Genomic DNA, 18,880 nt, shown 5'->3' with positions numbered 1-18,880 from the left:
AGCACACCGGCTCATCCTGTTGATAAGCCGCTTCAGCGCCACCATATGAACGGGCGCGGCGGCCCGGTTCAACGGCCTCTCCGCCGCCATTGACGCTCCTGCTTTCGCCCGGTACCCGCCCTGCCCATGATCGACTTTCCCGCCGGCCTTTCCGCCCTGACCGACCGCTACGACGTGGTGCTCTGCGACGTCTGGGGCGTCATCCACAACGGGGTTCGCAACTTCCCCGAGGCCTGCGAGGCGCTGGAGCGGTTCAACAGGGACCACGGGCAGGTGGTGCTGATCTCCAACGCCCCGCGCCCGTCGCAGGACGTGCTTTCCCAGCTGGACGGCCTGAAGGTTCAGCGCAAGGCCTGGAGCGCCTTTGTCACCAGCGGCGACGCCACCCGCTCGCTGCTGACGCCGCGCGCGGGCGAGAAGGTCTGGAAGATCGGCCCCGAGCGGGACGCGCCGCTGTGGGCGGGCCTCGACCTGACGCTCGCCGGCTGCGACGACGCCGACTTCATCCTGTGCTCGGGCCTCTACGACGACGAGACCGAAACCCCCGAGGACTATCGCGACCGCCTGAAGGTGGCCGCCGACCGGGGCCTGCTGTTCATCTGCGCCAATCCCGACCGCGTGGTGCAGCGGGGCGACAAGCTGATCTTCTGCGCCGGCGCCCTGGCCGACCTCTATGAGGAGCTGGGCGGCAAGGTGGTGATGGCCGGCAAGCCGTTCGCGGCGATCTACGACCTCGCCCTCGCCGAAGCCGAGCGCCTGAAGGGCGGCCCGGTGGACCGCTCGCGCGTGCTGTGCATCGGCGACGGGATCATCACAGACGTGCTGGGCGCCGAAAACCAGAAGCTGGCCTGCCTGTTCGTCGCCAAGGGCATCCACGGCGACAAGGCCCTGGGCCCCGACGGCCTGCTGGCTCCGGAAGCCGTGGCCAAGCTGCTGGCGGCCGAAAGCGTCGGCGCCACGCACGCCATCGCCGATCTGGTCTGGTGAAGACGGATCGAACGGCTACAAAGCCTGTCCAAGATCAATAAGAACGCAGGATCGGGGATCGCATGGGTCTCTTTCTCGAGAACTTGAGCGTCGGCCAGGCGGCCGAGTTCAGCCGCACCGTCGGCGAAGCCGACATCCAGGCCTTCGCCGACGTGACAGGCGACACCAATCCCGTCCACCTCGACGCCGACTACGCCGCCAAGACCAGCTTCGGCGAGCGCATCGCCCACGGCATGCTGTCGGCCGGCTATATCTCGGCGGCGCTGGGCACCACCCTGCCCGGCCCCGGCGCGGTCTATCTGTCGCAGTCGCTGAACTTCAAGCGGCCGGTGCGCATCGGCGACACCGTGGTGGTCAAGGTCGCGGTCACCGCCATCGACGAGGCCAAGGGCCGCGTGACCCTGTCGACCACCTGCATCGTCGGCAAGAAGGCCGTGGTCGACGGCGAGGCCGTGGTCCTGGTTCCGAAGAAAGGCGCCTGAGCATGGATTCGCGCGTGCGCCTGAAGATCGTCCACGGCTGGAAGGACGTCTCCCCCGAGGAGAAGGGCGCGGCCGTGGCGCTGGGCAATTTCGACGGCGTCCATCGCGGCCACCAGCAGGTGATCGCCGAAGCCGCCAGGGCCGCGCGCGAACTGAAGGTCCCGCTGGGCGTGGTCACCTTCGACCCGCACCCCCGCCGGCTATTCCGCCCCACCGAGCCGGCCTTCCGGCTGATGACCATCGAGCAGCAGGCCCGCCTGCTGAGCGACCTAGGGGTAGATTTCCTCTACCTGCTGCCGTTCGACTTCGAGATGGCCACGCTGGACGACCGCGCCTTCGCCGAACGGGTCCTGCACCAGGGCCTGGGGATCAGGCACGTGGCCGTCGGCTTCGACATCTCGTTCGGCAAGGGCCGCACCGGCAGCCCGCAGGCGATGAAGGCTTATGGCGAGGAACTGGGCTTCTCGGTCTCGGTGGCCGAGCCGGTCGCCAACCGCGACGGCGAGAAGTTCTCGTCCACCGGCGTGCGCGAAGCGCTGCGCGCCGGTCATCCCGAGGAAGCCGCCCGCATCCTGGGCCGCCCCTTCGCCATCGAGGGCGTGGTGCGTCGCGGCCAGCAGCTGGGCCGCCAGCTGGGTTTCCCCACCGCCAATGTCGAGATCGTCGACTACGTGGTGCCGAAACTCGGCGTCTACGCCACCCGCACCCGCCTGCCCGACGGTCGCGTGATCCCGGGCGTCGCCAACCTTGGCAACAACCCGACCACGGGCGAGGTCGAGACGCGGCTTGAGACCTGGCTGTTCGACTTCGACGAAGACCTCTACGGCCAGGTCATCGAAACCCAGCTGATCGCCTTCCTGCGCCCCGAACTGAAGTTCGACAGCATCGAGCTGATGATCGACCAGATCCGCTGCGACGAGACCCAGGCCCGCGCGATCGTGGCGCCGACTTTCTAGACCCTCTCCCGGAGGGGAGAGGGAGGGGCCCGCGCCGCAGGCGTGGGAGGGTGAGGGGTGACGGCGCCAACCGTCGCGCCGGCACGCCGTCCTCAGTCCCTAACCCCTCATCCGACCTGCTTCGCAGGCCACCTTCTCCCTCCAGGGAGAAGGGTTATCTGATCCCCGGCACGTGCAGGGCCGCCTCGCGCTCGGCCTTCTGGGCGTAGGCCAGATCCCCGTACTTGGCGTATTCCATCCGGGCGATGGTGCGGCAGTGCACCTCGTCGGGGCCGTCGGCCAGGCGCAGGGTGCGGATGCCGGCATAGAGCTTGGCCAGGCCGTAGTCGGTGGTGACGCCGCCGCCGCCGTGGGCCTGGATGGCGTCGTCGATCACCTTGAGCGCGATACGCGGCGCGGCGACCTTGATCATCGCGATCTCGAGCCGGGCGGCCTTGTTGCCGGCCTTGTCCATCATGTCGGCGGCTTTCAGGCACAGCAGGCGGCACATCTCGATGTCGATGCGGGCCTCGGCGATGCGCTGCTCCCACACCGAGTGCTCGGAGATGTACTTGCCGAAGGCCTTCCGGGTCATCAGGCGCTTGACCATCTTCTCCAGCGCCACTTCCGCCGCGCCGATGGTGCGCATGCAGTGGTGGATGCGGCCAGGACCAAGGCGGCCCTGCGCGATCTCGAAGCCACGGCCCTCGCCCAGGATCAGGCCGTCCTCGACGGGCACGCGCACGTCCTTGAGGATCACCTCGGCATGGCCGTGCGGGGCGTCGTCGTAGCCGAACACCGGCAGCATGCGCACCACCTCGATGCCCGGAGCGTCGAGCGGGACCAGCACCTGGCTCTGCTGCTGGTGAGTGGAGGCGGTCGGATCGGTCTTGCCCATGACGATGGCGACCTTGCAGCGCGGATCGCCCACGCCCGAGGACCACCACTTGCGGCCGTTGATGACGTAGTCGTCGCCGTCGCGCTCGATGCGGGTCTCGATGTTGGTGGCGTCGGAGCTGGCCACCGCCGGCTCGGTCATCAGGAAGGCAGAGCGGATCTGCCCGTTCATCAGCGGCCGCAGCCAGCGCTCCTTCTGCGCCAGCGTGCCATAGCGCATCAGCACTTCCATGTTGCCGGTGTCGGGCGCCGAGCAGTTGAAGACCTCCGACGCGAAGCCGATCTTGCCCAGCTGTTCGGCGATCAGGCTGTATTCGAGGTTGGTCAGCTGCACGCCCTCGAACTGGAACGTGTCGTCGACATGCGTCTGGCCGCTATGGGGCGGCATGAAGAAGTTCCACAACCCTTCGGCCTTGGCCTTCTGCTTCAGCTCCTCCAGCACCTGGACGACCTTCCAGCGCTGGTCGGCGGGAACGTCCATCTCGGCTTCATAGGCAGGGACCGCCGGACGCACGTGCGTCTCGATGAAGCCGTTCACCCGGTCGAGGAATTCCCGCTGGCGGGGAGAGATGTCGAAGTCCATGGCGTTCCCGATCCCTGGTTCAAACACTTGTTTGAAGCATGTGTAGCATCGAGTTGACGGGCGCGGCAAGCGGGCGTTGCGGCCGGTTTGAACGTTCGCGTCGTCTTGCGCCCGGATGCTCGCCAGACGGCTTGCCAGCCGCCCGCTCCTGTCGGAAAACTCGCGCCATGAACCTGACCATCAAGCCCCTCGAAGGCCGCTACGTCCGGCTGGAACCGATCACCCCCGACCTGCGCGACGAGCTGCGCGGCGCCATCGACTGCGATCCCTCCAGCTGGGAGATCATGTCGGTCAACGGCTGCGGCGAAGGCTTCGAGGACTGGTGGGGCGCGCTGCTGGGCGAGAGCGACCGCGGCGAGCGGGTCGGCTTCGCGATCCGCCGCAAGTCGGACGGCAAGATCGTCGGCACGTCGAGCTACCTCAACATCCGCCGCCTGCACAAAGGCCTGGAGATCGGCTCGACCTTCCTGCACCCCGACGCCCGCTCGGGTCCGGTGAACCCCGAATCCAAGCGCCTGCTTCTGGGCCACGCCTTCGACGCCGGCGTCATCCGGGTCGAGTTCATGATCGACGTGCGCAACGCCCGCAGCCAGGCCGCGGTCGAGAAGCTGGGCGCCAGCAAGGAAGGCGTGCTGCGCAGCCACAAGATCACCTGGACCGGCCACGTGCGCGACACGGCCGTGTTCTCGATCACCGATTTCGACTGGCCGGGCGTCAAGCAGCGCCTGGAGTTCCGCCTCAGCGAAGACTTCGTTTAAAGCTCGCGGCGACCGGGAAAACCGGGGTGTCGCGAGCGCCATAGGCGAAAGCGATTGCGACACCCTGCCGCACCTATACCTGAGCAATACATAAAAAACCGCCGTTATCCTTCTCTCGTAAGGATTTCGCCAAGCATTGGCGGTCAAATTACCGGCCATGACGGCCATTGCCTGCCTGCGTATCCTGCTCACCGCCGCGGAGACGGCGGGCGCCAGCGTTCCCCCCGCCCATGTGGAGGCGGCCGCCGACCTCTATCTCAAGCACCGCTGGAAGCACCCGCGCCGCTACGGCGTCGTTGCGCCCCTGGCCTTCGTGCTGGCCGACACCAAGGCCGAAAAGCTCGATCCCGAGGAAATGCAGGCGCTGGCGATCGAGCTGGAGACCTCGCTGTTCCCAGGCCGCAAGAGCGGCCAGGTCTGCCTGATGACCTTCGAGGGCGACGAGAACGCCGTGCTGCAGTTCGCCAGCCTGTCGCAGGGCGAACTGGCGGGCCTGATGGCCGGCCGCGGCTATTCCGGCGCTCCGGGCCACGTGCAGGTGATCACCGCCGAAGAGATTCGCGCCGTCCCCAGCGCCCCGCCGGAAGCCGCGACCGCGCCGCAGGCCAAGCCGGCCGCGACCGCCGCGCCGATCGAAGCGCCGCCCAAGGCCAAGCCGGCGCCCGCCAAGCCCGCCGTCGCCCCGGTCCGCCCGGTCGCCGCCGCACAACCGCCCAAGCCGGCCGCGCCGCTGACCACCGGCTGGCGCGCGATCTATCACCTGCCCACCGAAAGCGTCGTCGGCGCGGTGCTGGGCCACAAGGCCGACCTGGCAGCCCCGCGCCCGGAAGAGGACGGCGAGTTGCTGGCCCGCGACCTCACCGGCCTCAACGACGCCCAGTTCGGCTTCCCGACGGTCAAGACCGGCGAAGGCGCCCTGTTCCTGCCGCTCAGCTTCTGGAACCTGACGACGCCGGCCTCGCAGGAGGCCTACAAGCGCCGCCTGTCGCGCTATCCGCTGGACCTGCAGCCGCGCCTGGGGGCCACCGTCTACGACACCCCGCGCGAGCCCTCGATGGGCCTGCTACAGCAGATCCGCGCCTTCCTGCACGGCTCGTTCGCCTATATCGACCTCTGCATCTCCGACCCGAACTTCCCGGTGAACACCCTGCCTGGCGACATCGCCTCCAGCATCACCTTGGAGCTCCGCGACGAGCCCGACGCCGAGCGGATCAAGGCCATCGCCCTCTTCGCCTCGCGCCAGTCGGTCTATCGCGCCAAGGGCGTGCATCAAGGCGTGCTGGGCGTACGCAACGCCAAGGAACTGGACGCCTGCCGCGCCGCGGGCCTCGGCTACGTCACCGGCCTGGCCGTCAGCGCCCTGCTCGACAAGCCGCCGGCCCTGGGCGCCAATCCGGCCGACGCCCTGCCTCTCCAAGCCGCCTGACAGGCTCGAAAACCAGCGTTCGCGACGCTGGGTCGCAGCCGACCCATAACGCGTGGTAACCACCATCGCGCAACCTGAGCGGCATGACCGCCATCGCCTGCCTGAAAGTCTTCGTCGGCGAAGACCCCGTCGAGACCGAGCGTAACTCCGCCCTGATCGCCAAGGTCGCCGGCGACTATCTGAAGCGCGCGTGGCTGGCCCCGCGCCGTCACGGCCTGGTCGCGCCGTTCTCGTTCGTGCTGGCCGACCCCCGCGCCACCCGCCTGGATGCGCGCGAGCTTCAGGCCCTGGCCCGGGCGCTGCAACACAAGCTGTTCGGCGACGACGACGACGGCGAGATCGTCATGCTGATGTTCGAGGGCGACCAGCACGAGGTCATGCGCTTCGCTGGCCTGCCGCCTCGCCAGCTGTCCCTGCTGCTGGCCGGCGAGGAGGACGCCTCGCTGGCCGGGCGCGTCTGCCGCATCACCCCGCGCGACGTGCGCTCGGTCATGCCCTTCGGCGGACCGATCACCGGCGTGCCGACCATGGAGGCGCTGGCGCGCCTGTGCCCGCGCCCGCCGCCGGCCCGCGTGGCCTGGCGCGGCGTCTATCATGTCGGCCGCGAACTGTTCGTCGGCAATGTCGGGGTCTGGCGCGAGGCGGGCCTCGCCGGTCGCCCCTACGAGATCTATGTCGACGGCCAGCGCCAGCAGCACGACCTGGCGATCCTCAAGGCGGCCATCGCCGCCATCGGCCCCAACTCCGGGATCACCTACCTGCCGATCGGCTTCTCCGCGGCGCTCAAGCCCTCGCTGCGCGCCGAGCTCGAGGCCTGCCTGCGCACCCTGCCCCGCGACCTGCGCGGCCGGCTGGCGGCGGGCGTCTACGGCGTGCCGCGCGCACCCTCGTTCGTGGCGCTGGGACAGCTGAAGGCGTTCCTTGATCCCTATTTCAGCCGCGTGGACCTGCGCATCAGCGATCCGGCCTTCAAGGTCGACGACCTGGCGCCGGGCCTGGCCGCCAGCGTCACCTTCACCCCCGAGGGCGAGGTCGAGGCCAGCCGCGTCGCCGCCATCGGCCGCTTCCTGAAGGACGCCCCGGCCTATCGCCGCCGCCAGGTCTGGCAGGGCGTCAGCGACCTGCGCAGCCCGCGTGAACTGCTCGCCGCCCTCGACCAGGGCGCCCCATTCGTCAGCGGTCCGCTGGTCACCGACCTGCTGGAGGCGCCGGTCAACGTCACGCCTTACGCCAAGGGCCAGCTGCCGCTCTACGGCTGGACGGCGGCCGACGCGGCCTGAGGGCTATTCCTCCCAGGTCAGCACCACGCTGTCGGCCGAGCGCTCGTGCGGGCCGTGATAGACCGCCTCGATATTGTTGCCGTCGGGGTCCAGCAGGAACGCGGCATAGTAGCCGGGATGGTATTCCCGCTCGCCCGGGCCGCCGTTGTCGCGGCCGCCGGCGGCCAGACCCGCTTCGTGGAAGCGCTGCACCGCCTCGCGATCCCTGGCCTGGAAGGCCAGGTGGATGTGCGTCGCGGGCTCTCCGACGTCGACCCACATCTCGTCGGCGTAGAAATACGCCCCGCCGTCCACGACGGGCACGCCGATCACCTCGAGCACGGCGGTGTAGAACCGCTTCATGGCCGCGAGGTCCTGGGTGCGCAGCTGGATATGGTCGATCATGCGACCGCGGTGCATCTGCATGGGTGTCTCCTGTAGCCGAACGGAAAACGCCCCGGCGGAACGCCGGTTCGGCTCCGCTTGGCTACAGGAGGCCGCGCCGCGGCCTGTCAGCAGGACGCCTCAGCGCCGCCCGAACAGCTTCTCGATGTCCGACAGCTTCAGTTCCACATAGGTCGGGCGGCCGTGGTTGCACTGGCCCGAGTGAGGAGTGGCCTCCATCTCGCGCAGCAGGGCGTTCATCTCGGCGGCGGCCAGGCGGCGGCCGGCGCGGACGCTGCCGTGACAGGCCATGGTCGAGCAGACCTCCTCCAGCCGCTCCTTCAGCGCCAGGGCCTGGCCGTTTTCGGCCAGGTCGTCGGCGATGTCGCGCACCAGGCCCGCAGCGTCGGTCTTGCCCAGCAAGGCCGGCGTCTCGCGCACCAGCACCGCGCCGGGGCCGAAGCCTTCCAGCACCAGGCCCAGGGCCGACAATTCCTCGGCGCGGGCCACCACCCGCTCGGCCTCCGCCGGATCCAGCTCGACCACCTCGGGCAGCAGCAGGGCCTGGCGGGCGACGCCGCCGGCCTCCATCTCGTGCTTCATGCGCTCGTAGACGAGGCGCTCGTGGGCGGCGTGCTGGTCGACGATCACCACCCCGTCGCGGGTCTGCGAGACGATATAGGTCTCGTGCACCTGCGCCCGGGCCGCGCCCAGCGGGAAATCGATCGGGTCGAACGGTTGGGCCGGCGCCTGGTCGGGGCCGGGATAGGCGATCGACGGCGGCGCGTCGTAGCCGCCATAGGCCGCCTCGCGCACGGCCTCGGCGACACCCAGGCCGCCGAGCGTCTGGTAGGCCTCTTCCGGCCGCGCCTCGTGGCGGGCCGAGACGTCCGACAGGCCCGGCAGGTCCATTGCCTGCATGGATAGGGGCCGCTGGGTCGGCGGCGTCCAGCCGCCCTCGCGCCAGGCCGAGAAGCCGGCCGGGGAAGGGCCCGGCTGGTATCCCGGGAACACGCTCTGCGGCCGGATGCTGTCCAGCGCCTGGGCCGCCGTGGTGGTCGAGGCGCGGTGCCCGGCCCCGGCCAGGGCGTGGCGCAGGGCGCCGACGATCAGGCCCCGCACCAGCGACGGGTCGCGGAAGCGCACCTCGGCCTTGGCCGGGTGCACGTTGATGTCGACCTCGGTCGGGTCCAGCGTGACATAGAGCGCGGCGCTGGGGTGGCGGTCACGGGCCAGGAAGTCGGCATAGGCCGCCCGCAGCGCGCCTTGCAGCAGGCGGTCGCGCACCGGCCGGTCGTTGACGAACAGGTACTGGTGGGCGGCGTTGCCGCGGTTGTAGGTCGGAAGCCCCGCGAAGCCCGCCAGCCGCACGCCGTCGCGCACCTGGTCGATCTCCAGGGCGTTGTCCTGGAAGTCGCGGCCCAGCACGGCGGCCAGGCGCGCCAGGCGCCCTTGCGGCCCCGGATGCTCGGGCGGCAGGCGCAGGATGCGGCGGCCGTCGATGTCGAGCGAGAAGCCCACCGACTCGTGGGCCATGGCCTGGCGCTTCAGCTCCTCGGTGATCGCCAGGGCCTCGGCGCGCTCGGACTTCATGAACTTCAGGCGCGCTGGCGTGGCGTAGAACAGGTCGCGCACCTCGATCCGCGTGCCGTGGTCGCCGGCGAAGGCGGCCGGGGCGACCTCGTCGACGCGGCCGCCCTCCACCAGGATCGACCAGGCCTCGCGCTGGCCCTTGGCGCGCGAGCTGATCTGCAACCGCGCCACCGAGCCGATCGACGGCAGGGCCTCGCCGCGGAAGCCCATGGTGTGGATGCGCAGCAGGTCCCACAGGCCCTCGTCGTCGGGCGCCAGCTTGGAGGTGGCGTGGCGCTCGATGGCCACCGGCAGCTCCTCGGCGCTCATGCCGCAGCCGTCGTCGGCGACCATGATGCGGGTCAGGCCGCCGCCATGGGCCTCGACCTCGATGCGGGTGGCCCCGGCGTCGATGGCGTTGTCGACCAGCTCCTTGATGGCGCTGGCGGGCCGTTCGACCACTTCGCCGGCGGCGATGCGGTTGACGGTCTCGGGCGGCAGGCGGCGGATCGGCATGGAAATTCGGACTTTCAGCGCAGCCGGGCAGCGCGGGCGAGCCCTGCATTGCGGCGACTTAATTTGACCGCCCCGGTTGAGAACGGTTCAGCTTGCGGCGGCCCGTCATCCTAGAACGATTCCAGACCCGCCGAGGACGAGAGATAGTGATCCGCCGCACAGCCGCAGCTCCCGCCGTCGCGGGTTTTCTCCTTGCCCTCTGCGCCGGCCCCGCTCTCGCCCAGCAGGCGGTCGACGCCTCCGGGCCGATCGACCTGCAGCGCGTCGACCCCAACGAGAACCTGGTCGAGGAACTGGTGGTCAACGCCCGCCTTCCCGGTCCGGCCTGGTGGAAGGTCAGCGACGAGGACACCACCGTCTACGTGCTGGGCGCGCCAGCCATGGTTCCCACCGACACCAGGGCCGAGGAGTCGGTGCTGCGCCGCCGGCTCGACGGGGCCAACGTGCTGATCATGGGCCAGGAAGCCGACGTCAGCGTCGTCCGGCTGATCGCCCTGGCGGTGGGCGGCCGCAAGCTGTTCGTGTCCGAACAGCCGATGCGCCAGACCCTGTCGCCCGAGCTGCGCGAACGGCTGGAGGCCCGGCTGAAGGTCATGAAGCAGAAGCCGGACTCCATGGACGACACCAAACCCGCCTTCGCCGGCTTCATGGTCGCCAACAGCCAGGACGGCAACGTGTCGATCAGCGTGGGCGGCGTCACCGACCGCATCCGCGACATCGCCAGGAGCCGCGACCTGGCCAAGCGCCCCCGCATCCAGAACCTGCCCGGCTACAGCCTGGCCGACGCCATCAAGGCGCTGGCGAGCGCGCCTCAGCCGCTGCAGCAGCTCTGCCTCGACGCGGGCCTGCGCCAGGCCGAAAGCGGCCAGGGCGGGATCAAGGACACCGCCAGGCGCTGGTCGGAAGGCCAGGTGCGCGACGTGGTCGCGGCCGATCGCGGCTTCCAGCGCTGCCTGGACTCCACGCCCTCCATCGCCCGCGAGCTGCGCGAGGGCCGCGACGATGCGGTCAAAGCGATCGAAGTCGCCCTGAAAAAGCCGGGAAAATCCGTCGCCGTTATCGAACTGCGTTCGCTGCTGGCGCAGGACGGCGTCCTCGACCAGTTGCGGGCCAAGGGTTTCAAAGTCACGACGCCCGACGAATGACGCCACGTCGCCAGGGGGAAGACATCTTGCGTAGACACCTGGCGGCCATGGCCGCGCTGACGGTTCTGGCCGCCGCTCCGATAGCCCATGCCCAGACCGCGCCTGCGGCCATCGACGATCCCGAGGCCAACGTGGTCGAGGCGCTGGTGGTCAACGCCAAGCTGCCCGGACCGGCCTGGTGGAAGGTCAGCGACAGCGACACCACGGTCTACATCCTGGGCGTTCCCGGCGCGATGCCCAAGGGCATGGCCTGGGACACCTCGGTGCTGGACCGGCGGCTGGACGGCGCCTTCGCCCTGATCACCCCGCCCGTCGCCCGGGCCGGGATCACCGACCTGCCCGCTCTGCTGTCGATGCGCAGCAAGCTCAAGGCCGAGCGGCCTCTCGACCAGGTCGCGCCCGACCTCGCGCCGCGCCTGGCCAGGGCCTGGGCGGCGACGGGCCAGAAGGGCGACGGCTGGAAGGACTGGAAGCCGCTGGGCGCGGGCCTGCTGCTGGCGGGGAACGCCCAGAAGGGCGCCCGCCTGACTGGCGACGAACCCGAGCGGACGATCGAGAAGCTGGCCCGCAAGCACAAGGTCAAGGCGCGTCCGGCCGCCGTCTACAAGGCCATGCCGATGATCAAGACACTGGTGAAGCAGCATTCCGAGGAAGCCGGCCTCATCTGCCTGGAGGGCGTGCTCGACGAGGTCGAGGCCGGACCCGAACCGGTGCGCCAGGCCGCGCGCGCCTGGGCGAACGGCGAAGTCCGCGCCGCCGTCCACGCCCCGCGCCAGGGCCAGCGCTGCGTCATGGCCCTGCCCGGCATGCCCGAGGAGTTCCGGCGGATGTCGGCCGCCCAGGTCGAGGCGGTGACCGTGGCCATGAAGACCCCCGGCAAGGCGGTGGCGGTGTTCTCGCTGCGCGGCCTGGTGGCCGAGGACGGGGTGCTGCAGAAACTGCGCGAGCGCGGCTTCAAGGTGACCACGCCCGACAGCGCCAACTGACCGCCGCCTCTAGCCGCCCTTGCGCCTCAGGCGTGGCGTGATCGTCGCCGTCATCAGCCGGCCTTCGCGGATCAGGGTGAAGGGCGTGGCCACGTCGATGCCGGCATGGTCGAGCGCCCGCAGCAGGTCGTCGAGGCCGGTCAATGGCCGCTCGCCGGCCCTGACCAGCAGGTCGCCGGCCCGCACCCCGGCCCTGGCGGCGGGCCCGCCGGGATCGACCTGGGCGACGAACACCGCGTAACCCTGGGTGACGCCGGTCGAGCGGGCCAGCAGCGGCGGCAGCGGCGCCTGCTGGGCGACGACCCCGATCGATGCCCGCCGCACCTGGCCGTGGGCCAGAAGCTCGCCGATCACGAAGCGGGCGGTGTTGGCGGCCACGGCGAAGCACAGGCCCGGATAGCCGGCGATGACGGCGGTGGCCACGCCCACCACCTCGCCGTTGGAGGCCACCAGCGGCCCGCCGCTGTTGCCGGGATTGAGGGCTGCGTCGGTCTGGATCAGGTCCTCGATCAGCCGGCCGCGCTCACCACGGAGGGACCGGCCGAGCGCCGAGACCACGCCGGTGGTCACCGTGGCCTCGAAGCCCAGCGGCGCGCCGATGGCGATGACCAGCTGCCCGCGCCGCAGGGCCTTGGAGTTTCCCAGCCGCACGACGGGCAGGTCGACGGCCTGGTCGATCTTCAGCAAGGCCAGATCGGTGTCGGGATCATCGCCCACGCAGCGGGCCGTCAGGCTGCGCCCCTCGGCGGTGACCGCGACGAAGCGGCGCGCGCCCTGCACCACATGGCTGTTGGTCAGGACGATCCCGCCCTCGGCCACGACGAAGCCCGAGCCGACGCCCTGAACATTGGCGTCGTCCAGCATAGGGTGGATGCGCAGGACGCTGGGCCCCACCGTCTCGACGGCGCGCACCACGGCGTTGGAATAGGCGTCCAGCAGGTCGCCCTCGTCGACGCGGGGCGGCGCGGGCGGCGGGCCGCTTCCTGCGTCGAACACGAACTGGGCCTCGGCCGGCCAGGCCAGGATCTCGCGCGCCCGCATCGGACGCGGGCGCCGGGCCCTCGCGAACAGCTCGTACTTGCGCGCCTTCATCCCCCGCCCCCCGACGGCAACCGGCGGCGACCGCCGGGGGAGAAGGTTAACGACGGCGACGCGCGCCGATCAAGCCCGGCTCAGCGCGGGGCTTGAGCAATAGCCGACGGCGCGACGCTGGCCACCGGGATCACGAAGCCCGCAGGCCGCGGCGGCGGCGAGGGCGGCGCGATCGCCGGCGAGGCCAGGCCTGCGCCCGCCGCGTCGTTGACGCACTGGGCGGTGTCGATCATCGCGTGCTGGCCCAGGCAGAAGACGTCCTCGTAGTGCGGACCGGCCACGGCCAGGCACTGATAGAGGTTCAGCTTGGCGATCTTCATGCAGAAGCTGGCCTTCTTCTCGCTCAGCACCGGCGCCAGGCGGGCCACGTCGGCGTCGCCCGCCGCGTCCAGCACGGCCAGGGCCGCCAAGGCCGCCGACCGCACCGTCACCGGCGTGAACACCCGGCCGCCCTCGGCGAAGCCGCCGGCGCCGCCGGTCGCGGCCAGGATCAGGCGCCCGGCGTCTTCCTGGCCCGGCGCGAACGCCGTCGCCGACAGCTGCTTGACCCGCGCCAGGCGCCCGGCGGTGTCGGCCACCGCGCCCTTCGACCAGGTCTGGTGCTGGATGTCGTAGGCCGATTGCTTGACCGCCCTGCCGGCCACGGCCAGCGGCGCGCCGCGCCCTTGCAGGGCCATCTGCGCCCGGGCGGCGGCAAGACCCACGCCCTCGATCTCGACCACGCTGTCGGGCGAGGCCAGCAGGCGCTCGACCAGCGCCTCGCGCGAGGTCTGGCGGGCCGCGTCACGCACGCCGTCGATGAAGGCCGGCTCCTGCAGCGCCGCGATGGCGCCGTAGGCGATCATGCCGGTCTCCAGTTGCTCGGCCTTGTAGGCCGAACCGGCGACAAGGGCCCGGGCCACGCCCTCGCCATTGGTGAACACGGCCGGCGAGATCGATCCCGCGCCCCGCGTATAGGTCTCGAAGGCGCTGGCCGCGGCCACGACCTCCTGCGCCAGGCTGACGCCCGGCGCTTCACGCTCCTGGCGAGCGCTCGCCAGTCCGCCCATGGCCAGGACGGCCATCGCCGCGCCCGCCACCATCCAATGCTTGTTCCACGCCATGCCCGAAAGCCTCCCGACTGCGGGCGTATTGGGCGGCGAACGCGGTTGCCGAGATCATAATCGCTATGGCGAATCGGCCATTAACTTTCGTGTATTCGATCAGTTTTCGCGCGCAAAATGTCGCACCTTGAATAGCGAAGCTCACTTAAGTCTGAGACACGACAAATCTTCCCGATGATATGTCGACATCACAACTCTTGCGAAGACGCCCTGCACACACCCAAGAGGCGAACTGGACAATAACCGCCACGCCCGCAAGAAACGGGCGGACAGCGAAAGACGCCCAACGCATAGTGTCACCATGCCGACTCTCGCCCCTGCCTGCCTGATCCTCGACCGCGCGCCCAGCCCGATCGGCGAGCTGCTGCTGGCCAGCGACGCCGAGGGCCGGCTGCGGGCGGTGGACTTCCACGACTACGAGCCGCGGATGCTGCGCCTGCTGCGGCTGCACTACGGCGAGACGACGCTGGAGGCCGGCGCCGCGCCGGCGGCGACCCGCGCGGCCCTGGCGGCCTATTTCGCGGGCGACCTCGCCGCACTCGCGACGATCGCCTGGACGACCGGCGGCACGGCCTTTCAACAAGCGGTGTGGCGCGCCCTGGGCGAGGTCGCGCCGGGAACCACCCTGACCTACGCCGCGCTGGCCGCGCGCATCGGCAAGCCGGCGGCGGTGCGCGCCGTCGGGGCGGCCAACGGCGCAAACCCGCTCAGCATCGTCGTGCCGTGCCACCGCCTGGTCGGAGCGGACGGCGCCTTCACCGGCTACGGCGGGGGAGTCGAGCGCAAGGCCTGGCTGCTAGCTCACGAGGGGGCGCGGCCGCGCGGCTGAGCCTCCGGCGATCTCGCCGCGGGCCAGGGCGTTCATCAGCGCCTCGCCGTCGAACGTAGCCCACAGGGTGCCGATCTTGGCGATGTCGGCGGGCGTGACCTTGCCGCCCTCGCCCGTGCCGTTGACCATGCCGGCCATCGGCGCGCCGAACTGGCGAGCCAGCACGGCCCCGTCGGCCGAGACCAGCAGATTGCACGGCAGGCCCGGACGGGCCGGACCGTTGGGCGTCTCCCGCACGCTCAGCGCCTGGAACAGCCCCTTGGAGTCGGCGCCGCGATCGATCACCGGCGCGAAGACGCCGGCCTTGTGCTTCTTGAGCAGATAGCCCGCCTCGGCGGCCGTGATCGGCTCGCGGGGCGAGGTCAGGATCGGCAGGATGCGGAAGCTCTTGCCGCCGAACTTCTCCTGCAGCTTGGCCAGATCGCCCAGTTCATGCAGGCAGGGCGCGCACCACGGCGCCCACAGCGAAATCAGGGTCAGGCCCGGTTGCAGCTTCAGCGGCGCGACGCCCTCGCGACGCTCGACGTTCACCACCGGGACCGTCAGCCCCGCCGGCGGCTCGCGGAACGCTCTCGCCATGCGGTTGCCGCGCAGGGCCGGCGTGTCGAGCACCTTGGCCGGCTCGCCCAGAACCGGAACCCTCGTCTGCGCGCCGGCCGCTCCCGCCGCCAGACCCGTCATCGCCGCCGCGCCGGCCATCGCCCCGCGCCTCGTCCACGTCGCCATCCCGCTCTCCGTTGCTGGAAACCCCGCAACGCAATCTCAAGTGGAACGGCGGCGCTTTTGCGGCGAAGCTTCAGACCAGCATGCTGCCGCCGATGCGGTGCAGCGGCAGGCTGCCTTCGTTGAAGAACGGCAGGGCCAGGGTGATCCCCATCAGGATGTCGAGCACGACGCTGCCGTAGTTGAAGCGCCCGCCGGCCTTCTGCAGCATCATCGAGACCAGCCGCCCGAAGGCAGCGCCGAACCAGGCGACGGCCAGCACCAGGGCCATGGCCGCGCCGGCGCTGGACTGCCAGCCCAGGAACAGGGCCGCCGCCCCGTGCGAGGCGATCAGCAGGCCGCCGAACGCGCGCCCTTCGGTCAGGGCGGCGTTGCGCCCGCCTTCCTGCTCGCTCTTCAGGCCCGCCAGGCCCAGCATCGAGTCCGGCCGCGCCAGCACCAGCCCGCCCAGCACGCCGCCGATGACGCAGGCGATCACGGCCAGGACCAGCGACAGGGCGTAGCTCGACATTCGGAACTCCTAGGCGGGGGCGTGGCAGACGGCCTCGACGTTGAACCCGTCCGGGTCCAGCACGAAGGCGCCATAGTAGTGTTCGTGGTAATGAGGGCGAAGTCCGGGCGGGCCGTTGTCGCGACCGCCGGCCGCCATCGCCGCCGCGTAGAACGCGTCGACCTGCGCCCGGCTGCCGGCCGCGAAGCATACGTGCAGCTTGCCGCTGGTGCCGCCCCCGCCCGAGATCCAGAACTGCGGCCGCTGGGCGCCGTAACCCACGACATCGATCCCGCCGGTATATTCCTTGGGCACGGCGTACAGGCGCGAAACGCCCAGCGGCGCCAGGGCCGCGTCGTAAAAAGCCGCCGATCGCTCGAAATCGGCGACGTCGAACCCCATGTGGTCGAACATCGAGAACTCCTCCCTTTCCCGCCCGCCGTTCACCTTGCCAATTCACCGTGCCAATTCACCGTGATCGCAAAAACTTCGCGGCCGCCGTCCTTGACTCCCCAGGGGGCGGCGCCTAACTCGTGACCGGCGTTGGCACTCGATGGGAGCGACTGCTAACAGCGACGCTCCCTCGGCCTACGAAAGCCTTTTACAGAAACCGTTCCGACGGAGAAGACACATGAAGTTTCGTCCCCTGGGCGACCGCGTCCTCGTGAAGCGCGTCGAAGAAGAAACCAAGACCAAGGGCGGGATCATCATCCCCGACACCGCCAAGGAAAAGCCCCAGGAAGGTGAAGTCGTCGCCGTGGGCCCCGGCGCCCGCAACGACAAGGGCGACATCGTCGCTCTCGACCTGAAGGCCGGCGATCGCATCCTGTTCGGCAAGTGGTCGGGCACCGAAGTGAAGGTCGACGGTCAGGACCTCCTGATCATGAAGGAAAGCGACGTCCTGGGCGTGGTCGAAGCCTAATCGGCTTCCCGTCTCCGGACACTTTCCTCTCCACGAAATTCCTAGATTAGAAAGGCGCCCAACATGGCCGCTAAAGACGTTTATTTCGGCTCTGACGCGCGCGACAAGATGCTGCGCGGCGTCAACGTGCTCGCCAACGCCGTGAAGGTGACCCTCGGTCCGAAGGGCCGCAACGTCGTCATCGAAAAGTCGTTCGGCGCCCCGCGCACCACCAAGGACGGCGTCTCGGTCGCCAAGGAAATCGAACTGTCCGACAAGTTCGAGAACCTCGGCGCACAGATGATCCGCGAAGTGGCTTCGAAGACCAACGACAAGGCTGGCGACGGCACCACCACCGCCACCGTCCTGGCTCAAGCCATCGTCCAGGAAGGCCTCAAGTCGGTCGCCGCCGGCATGAACCCGATGGACCTGAAGCGCGGCATCGACAAGGCCGTCCTGATCGCCGTCGAGGACATCAAGACCTCGTCGAAGAAGGTCACGACCAACGCTGAAATCGCTCAGGTCGGCACCATCTCGGCCAACGGCGACAAGGAAGTCGGCGAGATGATCGCCAAGGCGATGGACAAGGTCGGCAACGAAGGCGTCATCACCGTCGAAGAAGCCAAGACCGCCGAAACCGAACTCGACGTCGTCGAAGGCATGCAGTTCGACCGCGGCTACCTGTCGCCGTACTTCATCACCAACGCCGACAAGATGGAAGTTCAGCTCGAAGAGCCGCTCATCCTCCTGTTCGAAAAGAAGCTCTCGTCGCTGCAGCCGCTGCTGCCGGTGCTGGAAGCCGTCGTCCAGTCGGGCCGCCCGCTGGTCATCATCGCTGAAGACGTCGAAGGCGAGGCCCTGGCCACGCTGGTCGTCAACAAGCTGCGTGGCGGCCTGCGCGTCGCCGCCGTCAAGGCTCCGGGCTTCGGCGACCGCCGCAAGGCCATGCTGGAAGACATCGCCATCCTGACCGGCGCTCAAGTCGTCAGCGAAGACCTCGGCATCAAGCTCGAGAACGTCTCGCTCGACATGCTGGGCCGCGCCAAGAAGATCCAGATCACCAAGGACGACACCACCATCGTGGACGGCGTCGGTGAGAAGGAATCGATCGAAGCCCGCATCTCGCAGATCAAGCGCCAGATCGAAGACACCACGTCGGACTACGACAAGGAAAAGCTGCAAGAGCGTCTGGCCAAGCTGGCCGGCGGCGTCGCGGTCATCCGCGTCGGCGGCTCGACCGAAGTCGAAGTGAAGGAAAAGAAGGACCGCGTTGACGACGCCCTGAACGCGACCCGCGCGGCCGCCGACGAAGGCATCGTCCCGGGTGGCGGCACCGCCCTGCTGAAGGCCTCCAAGGCCCTGGCCGGCGTGGTCGGCGAAAACGACGACCAGACCGCCGGTATCGCCATCGTCCGTCGCGCCCTGCAGGCTCCGATCCGTCAGATCGCCGAGAACGCCGGCGTCGAAGGCTCGATCGTGGTCGGCAAGATCCTGGAAAACGACAGCAGCTCGTTCGGCTTCAACGCCCAGAGCGAACAGTATGTCGACCTGGTCGTCGACGGCGTCATCGACCCGGCCAAGGTCGTCCGCACCGCTCTGCAGAACGCCGCTTCGGTGGCTGGCCTGCTGATCACCACGGAAGCCGCGATCGTCGAAGCCCCCAAGAAGGGCGGCGGCGCCGCTGCTCCGGGCGGCATGCCGGGCGGCATGGGCGACATGGATTTCTAAGAAATCCGGTTACCTGAACCAACAAGAGAAGGGCGGGGCCGCCAGGCTCCGCCCTTTTTCTTTGCGCGCTTCACCGCTACATCG

Annotated in this window: 19 protein-coding genes; 11 read left to right on the top strand and 8 right to left on the bottom strand. The window is 69.7% G+C overall.

The genetic code is table 11. The features are described from left to right. Positions 1-126 precede the first annotated feature (126 nt). From V6S85_RS14440 to V6S85_RS14430, 3 genes are all read left to right on the top strand, one after another. Entirely contained in the window at positions 127-987 is an 861-nt protein-coding gene (locus V6S85_RS14440) for a TIGR01459 family HAD-type hydrolase (RefSeq protein ID WP_334349338.1), read from the top strand. A gap of 62 nt (positions 988-1,049) precedes the next feature. Beyond that, complete coding sequence (locus V6S85_RS14435; protein WP_334349337.1) at positions 1,050-1,469, top strand: MaoC family dehydratase; 420 nt, start codon at positions 1,050-1,052, stop codon at positions 1,467-1,469. Between the two features lie 14 nt (positions 1,470-1,483). Further along, positions 1,484-2,425, top strand: a complete 942-nt coding sequence (locus V6S85_RS14430) for a bifunctional riboflavin kinase/FAD synthetase (RefSeq protein WP_116569915.1) — start codon at positions 1,484-1,486, stop codon at positions 2,423-2,425. Between the two features lie 154 nt (positions 2,426-2,579). Here V6S85_RS14430 and V6S85_RS14425 read toward each other — a convergent pair whose 3' ends face one another. After that, positions 2,580-3,884 (bottom strand): acyl-CoA dehydrogenase family protein, encoded by a 1,305-nt coding sequence (locus tag V6S85_RS14425; protein WP_334349336.1) that lies wholly within the window; start codon positions 3,882-3,884, stop codon positions 2,580-2,582. A gap of 167 nt (positions 3,885-4,051) precedes the next feature. On the opposite strand from V6S85_RS14425, the gene V6S85_RS14420 reads away from it, so the two are divergent. The 3 genes from V6S85_RS14420 to V6S85_RS14410 all read left to right on the top strand — a co-directional run bounded on the left by V6S85_RS14420 (position 4,052) and on the right by V6S85_RS14410 (position 7,348). Continuing rightward, positions 4,052-4,642: a GNAT family N-acetyltransferase gene (locus V6S85_RS14420; RefSeq protein WP_116487892.1), complete on the top strand. Its 591-nt coding sequence runs from the start codon at positions 4,052-4,054 to the stop codon at positions 4,640-4,642. A gap of 157 nt (positions 4,643-4,799) precedes the next feature. After that, positions 4,800-6,068, top strand: a complete 1,269-nt coding sequence (locus V6S85_RS14415; protein WP_334349335.1) for a hypothetical protein — start codon at positions 4,800-4,802, stop codon at positions 6,066-6,068. An 83-nt stretch (positions 6,069-6,151) separates the two neighbouring features. Beyond that, entirely contained in the window at positions 6,152-7,348 is a 1,197-nt protein-coding gene (locus V6S85_RS14410; RefSeq protein ID WP_116569872.1) for a hypothetical protein, read from the top strand. 3 nt (positions 7,349-7,351) lie between these two features. Here V6S85_RS14410 and V6S85_RS14405 read toward each other — a convergent pair whose 3' ends face one another. Beyond that, positions 7,352-7,753 (bottom strand): VOC family protein, encoded by a 402-nt coding sequence (locus tag V6S85_RS14405; RefSeq protein WP_116569871.1) that lies wholly within the window; start codon positions 7,751-7,753, stop codon positions 7,352-7,354. A gap of 99 nt (positions 7,754-7,852) precedes the next feature. Beyond that, positions 7,853-9,799, bottom strand: a complete 1,947-nt coding sequence (gene mutL, locus V6S85_RS14400) for a DNA mismatch repair endonuclease MutL (protein WP_116569870.1) — start codon at positions 9,797-9,799, stop codon at positions 7,853-7,855. Between the two features lie 146 nt (positions 9,800-9,945). On the opposite strand from mutL, the gene V6S85_RS14395 reads away from it, so the two are divergent. Continuing rightward, positions 9,946-10,944 carry a TraB/GumN family protein gene (locus V6S85_RS14395; RefSeq protein WP_334349334.1) on the top strand — a complete coding sequence of 333 codons (999 nt, stop codon included), beginning with the start codon at positions 9,946-9,948 and terminating at the stop codon, positions 10,942-10,944. 26 nt (positions 10,945-10,970) lie between these two features. Further along, positions 10,971-11,930, top strand: a complete 960-nt coding sequence (locus V6S85_RS14390) for a TraB/GumN family protein (protein WP_334349333.1) — start codon at positions 10,971-10,973, stop codon at positions 11,928-11,930. A gap of 9 nt (positions 11,931-11,939) precedes the next feature. Here the strand turns inward: V6S85_RS14390 and V6S85_RS14385 are convergent, their stop codons facing one another. Beyond that, positions 11,940-13,022 carry a S1C family serine protease gene (locus V6S85_RS14385; protein ID WP_334349332.1) on the bottom strand — a complete coding sequence of 361 codons (1,083 nt, stop codon included), beginning with the start codon at positions 13,020-13,022 and terminating at the stop codon, positions 11,940-11,942. Positions 13,023-13,102: 80 nt separating this feature from the next. Further along, positions 13,103-14,125, bottom strand: a complete 1,023-nt coding sequence (locus V6S85_RS14380; RefSeq protein ID WP_334349331.1) for a hypothetical protein — start codon at positions 14,123-14,125, stop codon at positions 13,103-13,105. 301 nt (positions 14,126-14,426) lie between these two features. Between V6S85_RS14380 and V6S85_RS14375 the strand changes: the two genes are divergently transcribed. Next, positions 14,427-14,954, top strand: a complete 528-nt coding sequence (locus tag V6S85_RS14375) for a methylated-DNA--[protein]-cysteine S-methyltransferase (RefSeq protein ID WP_334349330.1) — start codon at positions 14,427-14,429, stop codon at positions 14,952-14,954. Here V6S85_RS14375 and V6S85_RS14370 read toward each other — a convergent pair. From V6S85_RS14370 to V6S85_RS14360, 3 genes are all read right to left on the bottom strand, one after another. Beyond that, positions 14,922-15,680: a TlpA disulfide reductase family protein gene (locus V6S85_RS14370; RefSeq protein WP_334349329.1), complete on the bottom strand. Its 759-nt coding sequence runs from the start codon at positions 15,678-15,680 to the stop codon at positions 14,922-14,924. The two genes, V6S85_RS14375 and V6S85_RS14370, sit on opposite strands and share 33 nt — an antisense overlap. Positions 15,681-15,750: 70 nt before the next feature. Next, positions 15,751-16,188, bottom strand: a complete 438-nt coding sequence (locus V6S85_RS14365; RefSeq protein ID WP_334349328.1) for a DUF4345 family protein — start codon at positions 16,186-16,188, stop codon at positions 15,751-15,753. Positions 16,189-16,197: 9 nt separating this feature from the next. Then, on the bottom strand, positions 16,198-16,581 hold the full coding sequence (locus V6S85_RS14360; protein ID WP_116569863.1) for a VOC family protein: 384 nt from the start codon (positions 16,579-16,581) through the stop codon (positions 16,198-16,200). A 217-nt stretch (positions 16,582-16,798) separates the two neighbouring features. Between V6S85_RS14360 and groES the strand changes: the two genes are divergently transcribed. Together groES and groL are read left to right on the top strand one after the other, a co-directional pair. Beyond that, positions 16,799-17,089 carry a co-chaperone GroES gene (gene groES / locus V6S85_RS14355; protein ID WP_058347663.1) on the top strand — a complete coding sequence of 97 codons (291 nt, stop codon included), beginning with the start codon at positions 16,799-16,801 and terminating at the stop codon, positions 17,087-17,089. Between the two features lie 63 nt (positions 17,090-17,152). Then, positions 17,153-18,796 carry a chaperonin GroEL gene (groL, locus tag V6S85_RS14350; protein ID WP_334349324.1) on the top strand — a complete coding sequence of 548 codons (1,644 nt, stop codon included), beginning with the start codon at positions 17,153-17,155 and terminating at the stop codon, positions 18,794-18,796. The last annotated feature ends 84 nt before the right edge of the window (positions 18,797-18,880 follow it).

The sequence above is a fragment of the Caulobacter sp. CCNWLW153 genome (assembly GCF_036889365.1).
GTDB classification, from domain to species: Bacteria; Pseudomonadota; Alphaproteobacteria; order Caulobacterales; family Caulobacteraceae; genus Caulobacter; species Caulobacter radicis.
This window is presented reverse-complemented; position numbering and strand designations above follow the sequence as displayed.